The 16,563-nt window shown below is 64.9% G+C and carries 20 protein-coding genes and 1 tRNA gene; 14 read left to right on the top strand and 7 right to left on the bottom strand.

All coding sequences use genetic code 11. The features are described from left to right. Nucleotides 1-262 precede the first annotated feature (262 nt). Entirely contained in the window at nt 263-1,213 is a 951-nt protein-coding gene (locus UNPF46_RS37050; protein WP_142253317.1) for an N-carbamoyl-D-amino-acid hydrolase, read from the bottom strand. A gap of 293 nt (nt 1,214-1,506) precedes the next feature. Here UNPF46_RS37050 and UNPF46_RS37045 point away from each other — a divergent pair, with 293 nt between their 5' ends. Both UNPF46_RS37045 and UNPF46_RS37040 read left to right on the top strand, forming a co-directional pair. Next, complete coding sequence (locus tag UNPF46_RS37045; RefSeq protein WP_142253316.1) at nt 1,507-1,731, top strand: hypothetical protein; 225 nt, start codon at nt 1,507-1,509, stop codon at nt 1,729-1,731. Nucleotides 1,732-2,046: 315 nt separating this feature from the next. Further along, the gene (locus UNPF46_RS37040; protein ID WP_142253315.1) at nt 2,047-2,373 is read left to right on the top strand and encodes a hypothetical protein; all 327 of its coding nucleotides are present in this window, start codon (nt 2,047-2,049) and stop codon (nt 2,371-2,373) included. Between the two features lie 27 nt (nt 2,374-2,400). On the opposite strand, the gene UNPF46_RS37035 is transcribed toward UNPF46_RS37040, so the two are convergent. Further along, entirely contained in the window at nt 2,401-3,375 is a 975-nt protein-coding gene (locus UNPF46_RS37035) for a tripartite tricarboxylate transporter substrate binding protein (protein WP_142253314.1), read from the bottom strand. Nucleotides 3,376-3,594: 219 nt separating this feature from the next. On the opposite strand from UNPF46_RS37035, the gene UNPF46_RS37030 reads away from it, so the two are divergent. After that, nucleotides 3,595-3,993 (top strand): hypothetical protein, encoded by a 399-nt coding sequence (locus tag UNPF46_RS37030; protein ID WP_100176167.1) that lies wholly within the window; start codon nt 3,595-3,597, stop codon nt 3,991-3,993. A 142-nt stretch (nt 3,994-4,135) separates the two neighbouring features. Here the strand turns inward: UNPF46_RS37030 and UNPF46_RS37025 are convergent. Further along, nucleotides 4,136-4,212 (bottom strand) — tRNA-Pro (locus tag UNPF46_RS37025). Nucleotides 4,213-4,280: 68 nt separating this feature from the next. On the opposite strand from UNPF46_RS37025, the gene UNPF46_RS37020 reads away from it, so the two are divergent. The 7 genes from UNPF46_RS37020 to UNPF46_RS36990 all read left to right on the top strand — a co-directional run bounded on the left by UNPF46_RS37020 (nt 4,281) and on the right by UNPF46_RS36990 (nt 11,567). Next, the gene (locus UNPF46_RS37020) at nt 4,281-5,270 is read left to right on the top strand and encodes an L-threonylcarbamoyladenylate synthase (protein ID WP_142253313.1); all 990 of its coding nucleotides are present in this window, start codon (nt 4,281-4,283) and stop codon (nt 5,268-5,270) included. Between the two features lie 22 nt (nt 5,271-5,292). Beyond that, on the top strand, nt 5,293-6,720 hold the full coding sequence (locus tag UNPF46_RS37015; RefSeq protein WP_142253312.1) for an FAD-binding oxidoreductase: 1,428 nt from the start codon (nt 5,293-5,295) through the stop codon (nt 6,718-6,720). Next, entirely contained in the window at nt 6,717-7,154 is a 438-nt protein-coding gene (locus UNPF46_RS37010; protein ID WP_142253311.1) for a GNAT family acetyltransferase, read from the top strand. The genes UNPF46_RS37015 and UNPF46_RS37010 overlap by 4 nt, the downstream gene beginning before the upstream one ends. A 170-nt stretch (nt 7,155-7,324) precedes the next feature. After that, entirely contained in the window at nt 7,325-8,518 is a 1,194-nt protein-coding gene (locus UNPF46_RS37005) for a hypothetical protein (protein WP_100176231.1), read from the top strand. 110 nt (nt 8,519-8,628) lie between these two features. Next, nucleotides 8,629-9,210: an NUDIX hydrolase gene (locus UNPF46_RS37000; protein WP_100176232.1), complete on the top strand. Its 582-nt coding sequence runs from the start codon at nt 8,629-8,631 to the stop codon at nt 9,208-9,210. A gap of 197 nt (nt 9,211-9,407) precedes the next feature. Beyond that, nucleotides 9,408-10,337 (top strand): glycine reductase, encoded by a 930-nt coding sequence (locus UNPF46_RS36995; protein ID WP_100176233.1) that lies wholly within the window; start codon nt 9,408-9,410, stop codon nt 10,335-10,337. A 36-nt stretch (nt 10,338-10,373) separates the two neighbouring features. Next, a complete protein-coding gene (locus UNPF46_RS36990; protein ID WP_142253310.1) occupies nt 10,374-11,567 on the top strand; it encodes a CaiB/BaiF CoA transferase family protein in 1,194 nt (397 codons plus the stop codon). Nucleotides 11,568-11,765: 198 nt separating this feature from the next. Here the strand turns inward: UNPF46_RS36990 and UNPF46_RS36985 are convergent, their stop codons facing one another. After that, on the bottom strand, nt 11,766-12,530 hold the full coding sequence (locus UNPF46_RS36985; RefSeq protein WP_100176235.1) for an SOS response-associated peptidase: 765 nt from the start codon (nt 12,528-12,530) through the stop codon (nt 11,766-11,768). A gap of 63 nt (nt 12,531-12,593) precedes the next feature. Between UNPF46_RS36985 and UNPF46_RS36980 the strand changes: the two genes are divergently transcribed. The 4 genes from UNPF46_RS36980 (at nt 12,594) to UNPF46_RS36965 (ending at nt 14,563) form a co-directional block, all read left to right on the top strand. Beyond that, complete coding sequence (locus UNPF46_RS36980) at nt 12,594-13,094, top strand: hypothetical protein (protein WP_100176236.1); 501 nt, start codon at nt 12,594-12,596, stop codon at nt 13,092-13,094. A gap of 45 nt (nt 13,095-13,139) precedes the next feature. Then, the gene (locus UNPF46_RS36975) at nt 13,140-13,574 is read left to right on the top strand and encodes an NUDIX hydrolase (RefSeq protein ID WP_100176237.1); all 435 of its coding nucleotides are present in this window, start codon (nt 13,140-13,142) and stop codon (nt 13,572-13,574) included. Between the two features lie 69 nt (nt 13,575-13,643). Continuing rightward, nucleotides 13,644-14,021, top strand: coding sequence for a TIGR02301 family protein (locus UNPF46_RS36970; protein ID WP_100176238.1), 378 nt, complete (start codon nt 13,644-13,646; stop codon nt 14,019-14,021). Between the two features lie 275 nt (nt 14,022-14,296). After that, nucleotides 14,297-14,563 carry a hypothetical protein gene (locus UNPF46_RS36965; RefSeq protein ID WP_018323382.1) on the top strand — a complete coding sequence of 89 codons (267 nt, stop codon included), beginning with the start codon at nt 14,297-14,299 and terminating at the stop codon, nt 14,561-14,563. Nucleotides 14,564-14,754: 191 nt separating this feature from the next. Here UNPF46_RS36965 and UNPF46_RS36960 read toward each other — a convergent pair whose 3' ends face one another. The 3 genes from UNPF46_RS36960 to UNPF46_RS36950 all read right to left on the bottom strand — a co-directional run bounded on the left by UNPF46_RS36960 (nt 14,755) and on the right by UNPF46_RS36950 (nt 16,395). Then, entirely contained in the window at nt 14,755-15,075 is a 321-nt protein-coding gene (locus tag UNPF46_RS36960; RefSeq protein ID WP_142253309.1) for a cupredoxin domain-containing protein, read from the bottom strand. Between the two features lie 11 nt (nt 15,076-15,086). Beyond that, nucleotides 15,087-15,617, bottom strand: a complete 531-nt coding sequence (locus UNPF46_RS36955; RefSeq protein ID WP_142253308.1) for a DUF4142 domain-containing protein — start codon at nt 15,615-15,617, stop codon at nt 15,087-15,089. An 88-nt stretch (nt 15,618-15,705) separates the two neighbouring features. Next, entirely contained in the window at nt 15,706-16,395 is a 690-nt protein-coding gene (locus UNPF46_RS36950; protein ID WP_181770280.1) for an RNA polymerase sigma factor, read from the bottom strand. Between the last annotated feature and the right edge of the window lie 168 nt (nt 16,396-16,563).

Genomic DNA, 16,563 nt, shown 5'->3' with positions numbered 1-16,563 from the left:
CTCGTGCCGACGCTGCCGCGTCCACCGCAACCCCGGCTCGCGAACATGACGACCACAAGTCGCCCCTCTTGGGTGAGCCGGGATGGGCGACACATACGATAAAACCGAATTTCGGTAAAGTGGAATATTTTTGCGCGCGTGGATTGACAGAGACCGACACAGGCACGGTCCCATAGCCCGGATGGAGCGGAGCGCAATCCGGGACGGTGCGGCCGGCACGAAGGCCCCGGATTACGCTCCGCTCCATCCGGGCTACAAACGTTCACAACACCGCCGTGCCATCCGCCATCGTCGTCACGCCCTTCCGCTCCACGATCATCCCATAGGCGTGGGGCTGGCGGTGGACGTCGAAATTGAAGGTGGTGCGCTTGTAGGAATTGCAGAGATCGAGATCGCAACGGGCGAGCGCGAGCTCGTCGCCCTTGGTGGTGCATCGCGCGATGATCTCGCCGGAGGGCGCGATGATGCAGCTGCCGCCGATGTGGTCCACGCCCTCCTCGACGCCGGCCTTGGCGACGCCGACCACGAAGGTGCCGTTCTGATAGGCGCCGGACTGCATGACGAGATGATTGTGGAACAGCGAAAGATCGTCATGCTCGGGCGCGGGCGGATTGTGCACCGGCGTGTTGTAGCCGATCATCACCATCTCGACGCCCTGCAGGCCCATCACCCGATAGGTCTCGCTCCAGCGGCGGTCGTTGCAGATCGCCATGCCCATCACGCCGCCGAAGGCGCTGGTGACGCCGAAGCCACGGCCCGGCTCGAAATAGCGCTTTTCCAGATGCTGAAATTTCCGCCAGGGCTCATGCTCGGCATGACCGGGCAGATGAACCTTGCGATATTTCGAGACGATCGCCCCGCTCTTATCCACGAGAATGGACGTATTGTAGCGACGGACACGTCCGGCCTCGACCGTCAGCTCTGCATAGCCGAGACAGAACCCGATCCCAAGCTCGCGGCCGAGATCGAACAGGGCCTGCGTCTCCTCACCCGGCATCTCGCGCTCGAAGAAGCTGTCGATCTCGGCCTGATCCTCGAAATACCAGCGCGGGAAAAACGTCGTCAGCGCAAGCTCGGGATAGACGATCAGGTCGCAGCCGCACGCCTTCGCCTCGCGCATCAGGCCCATCAGGCGGGCCACCACGTCAGTCCTGCTCTCGGTCCTCGCGATCGGGCCAAGCTGGCCGGCTGCAACAGTCACAAATCTTGCCACGCGTCATTCCCTCATTGTCCGGAGTGCGCTCCGGCCCAGAGCCTATCGAGCGGCGCACCGCGCGCCCAGGGCCACTTCGCCCCATCGTCGTGGCGGGACACAATCAAGTTTCGTGCCCGAAATTCCTGCGATGGGTATCATCGTGCAGGGTCTCATGCTTGCTCGCGGAAGATCCCGGGGAACTTCGTTGCGGATATGCAACGGTTCCCCACGGTCTGAAGCCGGACAAAACAAACTCCCATTACGGCCACGAACCCCTCTCACAAGGCCGTGAGACTATCAGGGGAACGACGATGCGTGCACAACGCGTTTGGAAAGTGAATGGGGATGCCAGCATCGGGCAGCTCCAATCGAGACTGGACGACCTCAACAAGCGTCTCGGTCAGCTCGAAAGCCAGCATCCTTCGAGCTGGAAGCTCGAAGAGCTCAAGGCCAGCGCGCTCAGCCTGTCGCGCGAGATCGACGACATCCGCTGCGCCGAGGCGACGGCGGCCTTGAGCGAGTTGCTGCGGAAATAATCAGCACACGGCGAGCCGATGGGTGGCTCGTAGGATGGGTAGAGCAAGCGAAACCCGTCGATCCGTCTCGCGGAGACGATGGTGATGGGTTTCGCAAGGGCTCTACCCATCCGATGAACTCGTCGATTCGCGTCCGGCGCTGGAACCAAGATCCACCGACGCCATTTCCATGCAGAGCATGGAGCACGATCATGACCAGGCACCTGACGCGAACCGATCTCGCACGCGGCGTGGCCGGCGCGGTGTCCACGCTGGTCCTGTGCGCGACGGCCGCCTTCGCCCTCGCGCGCCATTTCGCGCTGTGAGGGATTTTGCATGACGTCCGATCCGGAGGAGCAGGTACGGCTGCAAGGCTTTGGCGAGATGACGTTGCGCACCGCGATCGCGACGCTGATGCAGCTCGCGCCGCGCGAACGATCCGAGTCGGCCATCTTCCGCGTCCGCGATGGGGTGCGCCTGGCATCGAGCGAAGTCGCCGAGCTCGCCTCACACTGGGGCATCGAACCGGCGCCGAAGGTGCGATCACCGAGACTGGTGCCGGAACAGCATTGGCCGGACATCGTGCGCGGCATGGTGCGCGAGGCCCCGCTGCCGGCGCTGATGGTGGCGTTTATGGTGGGTGTGGTGGTGGCGCGGCGGTAGCCGCGCCAGAGCCGCGCAACGGCGGGATCACTTCTGTTCTGCTGCCTTCATCTGCTCGGCGAAAGGACGCAGCGCCGCTGACATCTCGTCGAGTCGCTTCTGCCATTCCGCGCCGGGGAGGAAGGCGATCACCGGCTCATCGCCGGGCGAACCCGTCAGATATTCCGGATTGCGCAAGCCTTCGGCGATCGCGGCTTCCAGTCTTTTGACGACGTCATCCGGAACGCCCTTGGGGACCGCGAAGCCGCGTTCGGCCGTCGAAATAACTGCGAAGCCTGCCTCCTCGGCAGTGGGAACGTCGGGCAGTGCTGCAAACCGCTTCTTCGAGAGGATCGCGAGGACGCGAAGCGGGCCTTTGGCGCCGCCATGCAATTCGGGGATCTCGCTCAGAGTGATCATTCCGATGTCGAGATGCGCCCCCAACAGATCGGTCCGCTGCGCCGCCGTCCCCCTGTAGGAGATCTCGTTGGGCTCCACCTTCGCGGCGGCCGCGAGCATGCGAATAGCCAGATGACCGTTGGTGCCGGCGCCATTGTGGCCGAACGTCACCGAGCCGGGCTTGTCGCGCAACGCGGCAACCACATCCTGCAGGTTGTTGAACCGGCTGTCCGCGGGCACCACGACCACGTTGGGATCCTCGACGGCGCGGGCGACCAGCCGGATGTCGTCCGTGCTGTATTGGGTCTTGCGGGTCATCGGCAGGAAGTTATAGCCGGGTACGTTGACCACGCCGATCAAATAGGCGTCGGGCGCGGCACGCGCGATCGAGGCAAAGGCGATCTCGCCACCCGCGCCGGGCTTGTTCAGGACGACGAACTTGGCCTTGCCGTCCAACGTGCGTTCGACGAACGGGAGCAGCTTCCGGGCCATGACGTCGGTCCCGCCGCCCGGTGCGAAGCCGACCACGACTTCGATCGGCTTGTCTTCAGGCCACCCCGCCCATGCCGGGCCGCAAGCAGCAAAGCCCAACGCTGCAACGAGCGCGACGATTGTCCTGTTCATGATTTCCGACCCTGCTTCTTGTTATTGGCCGATCGCGCCCTCGAACGCGCAACCGTCTAGGCGCTCATCTAGCCGTCGGCCTGAGCGGATGGCAACCGATCATCTCGAGTACAGGGATTGGGTCACGCGCAAGGCCTCGACGATGCCCCCGCCGCGGAGATGCACCGTCATCGAAATCCCGATAGCCTGCGCACCGGATCTGGGCGCGAGATATCCTCGATGGCGAAGGCAGCGATTGACGAACTGGAAGGCGGTGCAGCGCTGTGCGCCTGGTTCGAGGGTGTCCCCTCGTTCCACGATGCGACATTGCGGGAGCTGGAGCTTCGCCAAGGAGCGCCCGGCCGACTTGTCGCCCAGGCATTTGAGATGACGTCAGAGGTCGATGCGCGCGGCTATTTCGTGCTGACCAAGCATGTCGACGTCACGTTTACGATTTTTGAGCTGATCGAGGTCCAGCTGTCCGACTTCATGGAAGCCGGCATCATGTTCGGGCTCGACATCGAGATCGATCCCGGCGGCACGACGCTCAGCTTTGAGTCAAGCTATGGCGTGCACGGCCGGATCAGGGCCAAGCGGGTGGTGATTTCGTTCGAACCTCGGCCGGGCAGATCCTCCTGACCAAGAGCCATGCCCCCGGAACAGGCCGCCCTGCCCCGCCAAATCGGCCGTGGACCCGATGGTGAAATCGTTGCAAAAAGGCGTTCCGAGGCGCTGGCGGCCGGTCTGCCAAGCCTCTGGAAAACGTCGACTTTTGGAAGAATGGTCGGAGTGGCAGGATTCGAACCTGCGACCCCTGCGTCCCGAACGCAGTGCTCTACCGGGCTGAGCCACACTCCGACAAGAGGCCGGCTTATAGCGTCGGGTTTGGCGCACCGCAAGCGGCCGAGATGAGGAATTTTGTCCCTGTGAAAACGGGTGTTGAAACGCTGATTTTACCGGCCGGCACGGCCGGCGCGGAGGCTGCCGCCCGGACCTTGGCCGCCGGCGGGCTGGTCGCGTTTCCGACCGAGACGGTCTACGGGCTTGGCGCCGACGCCGCCAATGCCGCGGCGATCGCCCATCTCTACGCCGCCAAGGGGCGGCCGGCCTTCAATCCGCTGATCGCCCATGTGCCTGATATCGCCGCCGCCCTGCGGATCGGGCGGTTCGACGCGCGCGCCTTGAGGCTGGCCGAGGCGTTCTGGCCGGGGCCGCTGACGCTGGTGGTGCCGAAGACGGAGGGCTGCCCGGTGGCGGAGCTCGCGACCGCGGGCCTCGACACGGTCGCGATCCGCATTCCCGCCCACCCGGTCGCGCAGGCGATCCTGCGCGCCTTCGGCGGGGCGGTGGTGGCGCCGTCCGCCAACATCTCCGGTCACGTCTCGCCGACGCTGGCGGCCCATGTCGAAAGCGACTTGTCGGGCCGGATCGACCTGATCGTCGATGGCGGGCCTGTCACGGTCGGCGTCGAATCGACCATCGTCGGCTGCTTCAACGCCCCGATGCTGCTGCGGCCCGGCGGGCTGTCGCGCGAAAGAATCGAAGCCGTGCTGGGCGCGCCGCTGTCGCGCCCCCCAATGGAGGCCGAGAGCTGTGACAGCCAGCCGCTGGCGCCGGGCATGCTGGCCTCGCATTACGCGCCGCGCGCTGCCGTGCGCCTGCGCGCACAGGAGGTTGCACCCGACGAAGCGCTGCTGGCATTCGGACCAGCGCACCTGCCCGGAATGGAGGTCGCCACCGCCGTCATGAATCTGTCGCCCACCGGCGATCTCGATGAAGCCGCCGCCAACCTGTTCGGCTATCTTCGCGAGCTGGATGCGAAGGGCCCGCGGGCGATCGCGGTGATGACCATTCCGGAAGACGGCCTGGGCGAAGCGATCAACGACCGGCTGCGCCGGGCTGCCGTGGCGAGATGAGAGTGGAAGAAGAGACAAGACAATGAACATCAATCAACCCGCCACGCCTCCGCTTGCCCCCGAGCTGATCGCGCAATTCCGTGAGATCGTCGGCGACAAGCACGCGATCACCGACGCGAGCGACATCCAGCCTTACGTCACCGAGGAGCGCAACCTGTTCCACGGCCGCTCGCCGCTGGTGCTGCGCCCGGGCTCGACGGCGGAGGTCTCGGCCATCTGCAAGCTCGCCTCCGCGCACAGGATCGCGCTGGTGCCGCAGGGCGGCAATACCGGGCTGGTCGGCGGGCAGACGCCGCACAACGGCGAGGTCGTGGTGTCGCTGCGGCGGCTCGACAAGATCCGCGAGGTCGACACCGCCTCCAACACCATGACGTGCGAGGCCGGCGTGGTGCTGCAGATCGCGCAAGCGAAGGCCTCCGACGTGGACCGACTGTTTCCGCTGTCGCTGGGCGCGGAAGGCAGCTGCACCATCGGCGGCAACCTCTCCACCAATGCCGGCGGCACCGCCGCGCTCGCCTATGGCGTGGCGCGCGAGATGGCGCTGGGGCTCGAGGTCGTGCTCGCCGACGGGCGTGTGCTCAACGTGCTGTCGAAGCTGAAGAAGGACAACACCGGCTACAATCTGCACAACCTCTTCATCGGCGCCGAAGGCACGCTCGGCATCATCACCGCGGCGACCTTGAGGCTGTTTCCGAAGCCGCGCTCGGTCGAGACCGCCTATGTCGGGCTGAAATCGCCGGCCGCGGCGCTCAAGCTGCTGACGATCGCGCAAGGCGAGGCCGCCAACGCGCTGACGAGTTTCGAGCTGCTGTCGGAGATGGCGGTGGACTTCTCGGTGCGGCACGGCATCGACGTGCGCGATCCGCTCAGCGAGAAGCATCCCTGGTACGTGCTGATGGAGTTGTCTTCGCCGGGCGATGACGCCCGCACCCCGCTGGAGACGATCCTCGCCCGCGCCATGGAGGAGGAGATCGTCGACGACGCCGTGATCGCGGCCAGCCTTTCCCAGCGCAACAATTTCTGGAAGCTGCGCGAGGAGATGTCGGCGGCGCAGAAGCCCGAAGGTGGCTCGATCAAGCACGACATTTCGGTGCCGATCGCCGCGGTGCCTGCGTTCATCGAGGAAGCCAACGCCGCCGTGGTCAAGCTGATTCCCGGCGCGCGCCCCGTTCCGTTCGGCCATCTCGGCGACGGCAATCTGCATTACAATGTCAGCCAGCCTGTTGGCGCCGACACCGCCGATTACCTCGCGCGCTGGCATGATGTGAACGCGGTGGTGTTCGAGATCGTGCTGCGCATGGGCGGCTCGATCTCGGCCGAGCACGGCATCGGCGTGCTCAAGCGCGACGAGCTGCCGGAGGTGAAGGACAAGACCGCGATCGAGCTGATGCGCGCGATCAAGGCGATGCTCGATCCGCTCGGCATCATGAATCCGGGGAAGGTGCTGTGAGCGCGCTTGCGATCGACACCATCGCCGATGCCGATGTCGAGACCGTCGTCGCGCTGTGGCAGCGCTGCGGCCTGACCCGGCCCTGGAACGATCCGCATGCCGACATCGCGCTGGCGCGGCGGCGCGACAATTCCACCGTGCTGGTCGGCCGCGATGGCGGCGCGATCGCGGCGACCGTCATGGTCGGCCATGACGGCCATCGCGGCTGGGTCTATTACGTCGCGGTCGATCCTGACAGCCGGAAGCGCGGCTTCGGCCGCGTCATCATGGCGGCGGCGGAGGACTGGCTGCGCGCGGCCGGAATTTCGAAGCTTCAGCTCCTCGTCCGCCGCGAGAATGCACAGGCCAATGCGTTCTACAACTCGCTGGGGTTCGAGGAATCCACCTCGGTGATGTTCCAGAAGTGGCTCGACGGGCGGGAGCCGACGCCGTAGGGCCTGCTGCAGGTCACACGCGGGAAGAAATCGCTTGCGCACATCTTATAGTTGATGAATCATTCCAGCACCATGGATGAGGCGTCGCCGCGCGTGCCATTATAACTGCGTCGCGCGCAACATCGGAGGCGAGTTTGTAACTGCTTTGACATTTTTCTCGCGGGTGTTTCATGAGCAATTTCCAGAACACCACCCTGATCGCCACGGGCATCATCGCGTCGCTACCCCTGATTCCGGTCGGTCATTACCTGTCGTTCGGCTGGCCGGCACGAAAGCGGCAGATCGTCTCACGCCTGTCCAATCAGTCGATCGGCTACTACAGGATGGCCTTTTGTCCGGAGAGCGATTTCACCGACAATGACGGCTTTGCGAAGGAGTACGACAAGCGGTATGGCCGGCACTTGTTCGCGGCTCCGATCCTCCTGCTCACGATCACGTTGCTCGTCTTCACCTATTTTTGCGTCTTGTGGGTGCTCACGCATGATTGGGCAAGCGCGCAGGAGGGCACTGCGAAGATCGCCATCTTGTCGCTTGCCGGCGCCTATATGTGGATCACTTACGACCTCATATTCCGCGCGCGCCAGAACGACATCGTGACTTCGGACATCAATCGCGCGACGTTGCGTCTGTTGATCTCGCTTCCATTCGGATTTGCCATCTCAGCGTTTGCCGGCGTCATGACCGGCACGACGGTCACGTTGAGCACGGGCGCTCTGGCCTTCTTCGTTGGCGCCTTTCCGACCGATACGGTGCTCAAATTCATGCGCCGTACCGCCGCAGTGCCGCTCAAACTTGATGCAGACACCGGCGAAGACGGCGTTCAGCAGCTCAAGAAAGTCGACGGCGTCACCGTGCCGGTTGCCGAGCGCTTCATCGACGAGGGCGTGAAGACCCTGGTGCAGCTCGCCTATGCCGATCCGATCGCACTCTCGATCCGGTCCGGGATGGATTTCTCGTTCATCCTGATCTGCTGCAGCCGGGCGATGGTCAGATCGTACTTCGACGACGATCAGATGAAGATCGTACAAAAATACGGACTGCGCAGCGGGTTCGAAGTCAAGACGCTGAACGATACGCTGCTGGCCTATGACGAACTTCAGGAACAAGCGACCGCGAAGGGCGAACCCCAACCAAGCCCGTCGCTGGCCCAGGCAGCGGCGCAGCGCCAGTTGCGGGCATTTGCCAACGCCTTGGCGCTGGACGAGGATTCGATCCGTTTCATCCTTGATCAGATTGCCGAAGATCCGTACACACAGTTCGTGTGGTGGATGTGGCCCGACGTGCCGAAGGCGGACTTGGCCGACGAGGCTGCAACGGACGACACGCAGCCATCGCCCGTTGTCGCTGCGGAACTCGTGCACTAGCTCGTATCAAGAACGACCGAGCTTGCGTCGCGGGTGGCAGGCGCCCGCGCCGGCGCCTTTCTGCAAGCCTTCAGGGCCAGATAGAGTGCCGCAAAGCTTAGGGATATCTCATGACCATTTCCGACCGCGTCCGCATCAAGGACGTCCGCGTGCTTTCGGACGGCTGGACCACGCTGAAGACCACGACGTTCGAGTACCGGCGCGCCAGCGGCGAATGGCAGACGCAGCACCGTGAGACCTATGAGCGCGACAACGCCGCTGCCGTGCTGCCCTACAATCTCGCTGGGCGCACCGTGATCCTGGTGCGCCAGTTCCGCCTGCCGGCCTTCATCCGCGGCTATGACGACCTCTTGATCGAGGCGGCCGCCGGCGTGCTCGACAACGTCGAGCCCGAGGAGCGCATCCGCGCCGAGGCGGAGGAAGAGACCGGCTATCGCCTGCACCACGTCCACAAGGTGTTCGAGGCCTTCATGAGCCCGGGCGCCATCACCGAGAAGCTGCACTTCTTCGTCGCCGAGTACGAGCCTTCGATGCGGGTGAGCGACGGCGGCGGCCTCGCGCACGAGGGCGAGGACATCGAGGTGCTGGAGCTTTCGATCGACGAGGCGCTGGCGATGATTGCCGACGGCCGCATCATCGACGCCAAGGCGATCATGCTGCTGCAATACGCGGCGCTGCACGTGTTCAGGTAGCTGACGCTCTTCACCCTCCCCTGGAGGGGTCCGGGACGAGCTGCGCTCGTCCCGGACCCCTCCAGGGGAGGGTAAGCGGCACCGCCGATGCCGCATCATCCTCATCTGCAATTCTGACCTGCGTCTCCCCGCCCCCCATTGAGCGCCCCCAAAACTATCTCTAGTCTGGCTCCAACCAAGAACCAGGAGACGCGCCCATGTCCGCGCCGCGCGACGATGAATTCGGCTTTGCGCCCGACTATGATTCTCCCATCCCCTACATGCAGCGCACACGCGATTATTACGCGGCGATCGGCTACACCACGCCGTATCGCTGGGCGCATTACACCTCGGCGCCGTTCCAGCCGCTGAAGAAGCCGCTGGCCAGGTCGCGCGTGACGATCATCACCACGGCTGCGCCCTACGATCCCGCCAAGGGCGACCAGGGGCCGGGCGCGGCGTATAATGGCGGCGCGAAGTTTTATCAGGTCTATGACGGCGACACGTCGAAGGAGCACGACCTTCGCATCTCGCATATCGGCTACGACCGCAAGCACACCTCGGCGACCGACAACGGCACCTGGTTTCCGCTGCCGCAGCTGTTGAAGGCGAGCGCGGCGGGCCGGATCGGCGAAGTGGCCCCGCGCTTCTTCGGCGCGCCGACCAACCGCAGCCACCGCGTCACGCTCGACACCGACGCGCCGGAGATTCTGGCGCGCTGCCTGGCCGACAAGGTCGATGTTGCGGTGCTGGTGCCGAACTGCCCGGTCTGCCACCAGACCACCGCGCTGGTGGCGCGGCATCTGGAGGCCAATGGCATTCCGACCGTGGTGATGGGCTGCGCCAAGGACATCATCGAGCACGCCGCGGTGCCGCGCTTCCTGTTCTCGGACTTCCCGCTCGGCAACTCCGCCGGCAAGCCGCATGACGTCGCCTCGCAGGCGCAGACCCTGGAGTTGGCGCTTCTGCTGCTCGAGACCGCGAGCGGCCCGCAGACCACGATGCAGTCGCCGCTGCGCTGGAGCGAGGATGCCTCCTGGAAGCTCGACTACAACAACGTCGCGCAGCTGTCGCCGGAAGAGCTGGCGCGCCGCCGCGCCGAATTCGACAAGCAGAAGGAGATCGCGCGCGGCAACCGCGCCGCCTGACGTCTTCCAATAAGAACAAACAAGGGGGAGAGCGACGTGACGCGACCGTTCGAGGGCGTGAAGATCCTGGATTTCACGCAAGTGCTGGCCGGCCCCTATGCGAGCTATCAGCTCGCGCTCTTGGGCGCCGACGTCATCAAGGTCGAGCGGCGCGAGGGCGAGGACATGCGCCGCACGCCGCTCAGCCGCGAATGGGCCGAGCGCGGGCTCGCCCCGGCGTTCCAGGCCATCAACGGCAATAAGCGCAGCCTGACGCTCGATCTGCAGAAGCCCGAGGCGATCGCGATCGTGAAGAAGCTCGCGGCGAGCGTCGACGTCGTCATGGAGAACTTTCGCCCGGGCGTGATGGACAAGCTCGGCATCGGCTACGAGGCGCTCTCGGCGATCAATCCGAAGCTGATCTATTGCGCGGTGTCAGGTTTTGGCCAGACCGGCCCGGATCGATTGCGGCCCGGCTATGACGGCAAGATGCAGGCACTGTCGGGCATCATGGCGATCACCGGACATCCTGAGACGGGGCCGACGCGCGCCGGCTTTGCGGTGTGCGACGTGCTGTCGGGCGCGACCGCCGCGTTCGGCGTGTCGAGCGCGCTGTATCAGCGTGACCGCACCGGCCAGGGGCAGCTCATTGACGTCTCCATGCTGGAGGCGACGATGGCGTTCCTGTCGGGGCAGATCGCGGACTGGTCGGTTGCCGGCCATCGCCAGACGCTCTCCGGCAACCAGGCGGTGAGCCGCAGGACCACGGCGAATTTGTTCAAATGCGGCGATGGCCACATCCTGCTCGCCGTCAACAACGAGAAGCAGTACCGCGCGCTGATGGCTGCGCTCGGCCGCGAGGACACGTTGTCCGATCCGCGCTTCGCGGACTGGTTCTCGCGCAACGAGAACGAGCCGGCATTGCGCGCGATCATCGAGGAGGCGCTCGCGGCAAAGCCGGCGCGCGAATGGGAGACCATCCTGGAAGACGCGGGGGCGCCCTGTGCCAGTATCTGGAAGGTCGAGGAGGTGATCGACCATCCGCAAATCAAGGCGCGCGGCGCGATCCAGGAGCTGGACACGCCCTACGGCCGCCTGCGCTTTGCCGGCAGCGGTTTCAAGCTCGCTCATGGCGGCGGCAAGCTCGACCGGATGGCGCCGGAGCTGGGCGCGGATACGGATGCGGTGCTGGACGAGCTGGGGTTCGATGCGGCAGAGATCGCGGGCTTGAGGGCGCGGGAGGTCGTGTGAAGGTAGCACCCCACACTCTTCTCGTCGTCCCGGGGCGCGCGTAGCGCGAACCCGGGCCCCATCACCACAGGATTGCGTTTGACGAAGACTCGTGGTGAGCAGCTTGCTGCTATAACCTCTCCCTGGGGTTATCGGTCCCGGATCTGCGCGCGCTTGGGGCGCGCTTGTCCGGGACGACAGCTGAGTGAGTGGCGCGAGCTAAAACAACGAGCCCTGACCGTCATCCGCCGGGCCGGCCGCAACCTTCCGCACCGCCTTCTTCGGCTTCACCGCCTCCACTTCCGCCTCCATCTCCGCCGCACTGATCGGCAGCACGAGCTGCTCGTCGTCATTGGCGACGCGGTTGACGCGGGTGGAGACGGGGTGCCAGGCGAACTCGCCGATACGCGGGGCCCTCATCAGCGGCAGGATCGCATCGATCTCGTCGCCTCTGGTGTCGAGCCAGCGCTCGAAATCGCGCTCGCTGATGGTGACGGGCACGCGGTCATGCAAGCTCGCGAGATCCTCGCCCGCCGCGGCCGTGACGATCGCGACCGTGTCGAGCTCCTCGCCGTTCGGCCCGGCCCAGGTTTCGAACAATGCGGCGAAACCGAGCGGCGCGCCGTCGGCGCGGTGAATGAAGAAGGGTTGCTTGCGGCCGCCTTCCGACTTCCACTCATAATAGCCGTCGGCCGGGATCAGGCCGCGGCGGCGGCGTATCGCGCGCTTGAATGCGGGCTTCTCCAGCACCGTCTCGGAGCGGGCATTGATCAGGAGCGTAAAGCCCTTGGGGTCCTTGACCCAGCCCGGCAGCAATCCCCAGCGCATCAGGCGGAAATGGCGGGCGCCGTTCTCGACCAGCACGACCGGAATCGGTTGTGTCGGGGCGACATTGTACCGGGGCGGGAAGTTGGGCTGCTCGACATAGCCGAACAGTTGCCGCAAAGCCGCGGGGGCCGAAGTTATGACGAAGCGTCCACACATCCCAGGGCGTCTATATAGGGTCCGTTCAGGTCCTTTTAACCCCGAACGTTAACACTGCGGCAGATGAGCTCAATGGCCTCGCAACCCGCGCGGACGCATGTACAGACGGGCCCCGAGGCGCAAGCCTGGGCCGAACGGCTGCGCGTGGCCAACATCAACCCGCGGACCGGGCTTGCCACTGACTATCTCAACCATTTCAATGAAGCCGTGATGCTGCTGGAAATGGTTCCGGACATGCCGGAATGCGCGGAAGATTTTTTGACATGGTCGCCGCTGTCCTATGCCGAGCATTTCACGGCGTCGAATTTCAAGGCACGCGACCTCGCCATCGAGGCCTATGAGAAGGCCGATCCCAGCGTCCGCGCCCAATTCGACCACCTCACCGATACCATGACCTCGATCCTGACCGCGGTCGGCTCGGCCATGCGCGAGGTCGAGAAGGACACCACGCGCATCCGCCTCGCCGAGCAGGCCGCCCTCTGGGTCAAGCCGCTGATCGCGGCCTGCGGCGGCATCATCCATGGCGGGGCCGAAGCCGACGTCGACACCATCATGGCGAACTGAACCAGATCCTTTAAGAACAGGTCCTGAACCGGGTCCTTTGAGAAAATGGCTTCAGTCGTCCAGCCCAGCCACCCCCAGCTTGCCGTCAGCGCCGCGATCTTCCGCGACGGCAAGGTGCTGCTGACCCGCCGCGCCCGCTCGCCTGCCAAGGGCTTCTATTCGCTCCCCGGCGGCCGGGTCGAGTTCGGCGAATCGCTGCACCAGGCCCTCAGCCGCGAGGTCGACGAGGAGACCGGGCTCGACATCGCGATCGTCGGCCTTGCCGGCTGGCGCGAGGTGCTGCCGGCCGCGCCCGGGGCCGGCCATTACCTCATCATGTCGTTTGCCGCCCGCTGGGTGGCCAGGGAGCCGTCTCTCAACGACGAGCTCGACGACTACCGCTGGATCGCGCCCGACGCCTTGGCGGGCCTGGGTGACCTCAGGCTGACCGGAGGGCTGGAGGAGGTCATCCAGTCCGCGGCGCGGCTGATTGGGGCCTGACCCGAGCCGCCCGGCTCACCGGCTCCCCTACCTTGCGTCGTCAGCCCCGAGGAGGCATACACCCCGCCGATGTCCACGCGATTTCTGGCCATTTTTGCCCTGATTCTCGCCTGCGCCTCGGCGCCCGCCAGGGCCCAGGACGTGGCGGCGCCGTTTGACGCCGATTTGCAGCGCCTGGCGGAGATCCTCGGCGGCCTGCACTATCTGCGCGGCATCTGCGGGGCCAACGAGGGCAACAAATGGCGCAACGAGATGCAGGCGCTGATCGATGCCGAAACCCCCTCCGGCGAGCGTCGCACCCGCATGATCGCCGGCTTCAACCGCGGCTATAACGGCTTTCAGCAGACCTATCGGAGCTGCACACCCGCCGCGACGGTCGCGATCCGCCGGTATATCGAGGAAGGCTCGAAGATCTCGCGGGATCTGACGGCACGCTACGCGAACTGATTTCTCTCCTCGTCATTCCGGGGCGCCGCAGCGCGAACTATGGTGCGCAATTGCGCACCTGAGAATCCATGCATCCATCGTCTTCGCGGCCCGATGGATTCCGGGCCCGCGCCTGTCGGCGCGTCCCGGAATGACAGCCACGGGAACCCTGTCATCGACTTTGTTCACAGCCGTTAACCGTTCTTAAAGATGTGGCCTAGCGGTCGTTAATACGCGTGCTACACCTCTCGCACAGCGCATCGCCGTGGATCGCGCCCCAGCCCTGATCGAGTTTCATGAGCCAGCCGATTTCCTACGCACCCGACCGCGCGCCGCTGCCCGATCACGAGCAGAAACAGGCCGCACTGAGCTATCTCAACGAGGCCTGGGCCGAAGCGCGCCATGAGGGCGTCGACGGCGACTGCCTGGCGCAGGCGAGCCTGTTTGCAGCCTTTGCCGAGCTCGTCGGCACCTATGGCGAGGACGCGGTGGCGAAGTTCGTCGAGGGATTTCCCGGCCGCATCCGCAACGGCGAGTTCTCGGTCACGCTCGCAAGGCAGTAGGCCTTGCACGAAAATGACCCCGCCACATGGGCGGGGCCAGTCAACGGATGAATGACTTTGCGAACGGATTTGGCGAAAGCCTCCGCAAAGTCTGCCGCGTTTATCGCACGGAAGCCGTTTGCAGCGGACAAGCATTAGTCTCGTCGCCATCGGGAGATGTTCCCGCCGCGCTCGGGAACGTGCTCTCTCCCTCACGGCTCGACCTTGAGCGTCGCCTTCATGTTGGGATGATAGCGGCAATAATAGTCGATCGTTCCCGCCTTCTTCAGAATTGACGCCGCCGATTTTTTCGGCGGCAGCGTCACGTCGAAGTCGCCGTTTTTCGCCGTGGCGGTGTGGGCGAAGACATCCTTGTTGATCCAGGTGATGGTGTCGCCGACCTTGGCCGATATCTCGGCCGGTGAGATCACGAGGTTCTCCATCGTGATCTCGATCGTCTCGGCGCGCGCCGGGACGACAAGGGCCGCGACGACAAGCGCGATGGAAATCGAAAACAGCCGTCCCGACCGCATCCCACCACTCCCTATTTCAGCTCGGCCGCGACGTGCTCGGCGTGCTGCTGATGGCCCTGGAAGATCTTCAGGCCGGTCTGCAGCAGGCTCTTCAGCTCGGCATTGCTCGCCGACGGAATCAGCTGGGTCTCCAGCGCGCCGTTGACCGCCTTGTGGTAGGCGACCTCGTTGGCGACATAGGCCTTGTCGAAGGCGGCGCCGTCCAGCTTGTCGAGCTCGGCCAGCTTGTCGCTCGCCTGCTTCGACAGCGCCGTGCTGGTGTCGTTGTCTTCAGGGGTGACATTCAGCTTCTTGACCAGCGCGAGCGCCTGCTTGTTGACCGCTTCATGGTCGCGCAGCATGTCCTCGGCAAACGCCTTGACGTCCTTGCTCTTCGCCTTCTTCTGCGCCTGCTTGGCGGCGTTGATGTCGATCACCCCGGCCGTGTAGGCGATGTGGGCGATCTGCGGATCGGTCGGCTTGTCGGCAGCGCAGGCGCCTTGCAGCGCGGGGCTCGACAACAAAATGGCCGCGGCGAGCGCGGCGCTCCAACGGATGAACATGGTTTGACACTCCTGTGCTGCCGGACATTTGCCGGCGTTGCTTCACGGGAGTTGGATGGGAATTCTTCGCGGACGTTCCCGAAAAATTTCAGCCGCCGACGCCGAGCCGCTTCAGCACCGCTTCGGTCAGGCGCTCGCAGCGCCAGCCCGCGAACGGAAACGCGTCCATCATCACCGGACCGATCTCCTTCTCGACATTCTCGCGCAGCATGGCGCGGGCGCGATGCAACCGCGTCTTCACGGTCTCGGGCTTCAGGCCGAGCAGTTCTGCGGTCTCCTCGATGTTCATGCCCTCCATGACACGCGCGACGAACACCATGCGAAACGCATCCGGCAACTCGTCGATGGCGCGTTCGACGACGCGCTGGATTTCACGTTGGGCCATGGTCCTTTCCGGATCGCCTGCGGGAGAAGCGGGAAATTTGATGATCTGCGCCTCGAGCGCCGCTTCGCCCACCGCGCCGAGCGCGACATGCGGCTTTGCGCTGCGCACCCGGCCGAGCGCCTCGTTGATGGCGATGCGCGACAGCCATGTCGACAGCCCGGACTCGCCGCGGAAGCCGTCGAGATGGGTGAAGGCGCGGACATAGGTTTCCTGCACCACGTCCTCGGCCTCGCTGTCGCTGCGCAAGATCCCGCGCGCGAGGCGATAGAGCCTGCGGTTGTTGGCCTGCATGATCTCGCGGAGCGCGGCCTCGTCACGGCGCCGCGCGCGGTCGATCAGCTCGGCCTCTAATATCCTGGCGCCGGCGGACAGGCCGGCTGCGGTCGCTGGCATGGCGGGTACCCCTTCATTGGTTCCGGACATTGGATGCAGGTCCGGGAGAAAGGTTCCCGGATTTCTGACCTTGGGGGATCTTACCCTCCCCTGGAGGGCAGGGGAATCGCATGTGGTTTTGAGGGTGGTATTGCGCGGTCCAGCGATATGGATTCTGAAGAGGACTCC

Source organism: Bradyrhizobium sp. UNPF46 (genome assembly GCF_006658625.1).
GTDB lineage: Bacteria > Pseudomonadota > Alphaproteobacteria > Rhizobiales > Xanthobacteraceae > Bradyrhizobium > Bradyrhizobium nitroreducens.
Note: the sequence above shows the minus strand (reverse complement) of the source record. Positions and strands in the feature narration are given on the sequence as shown.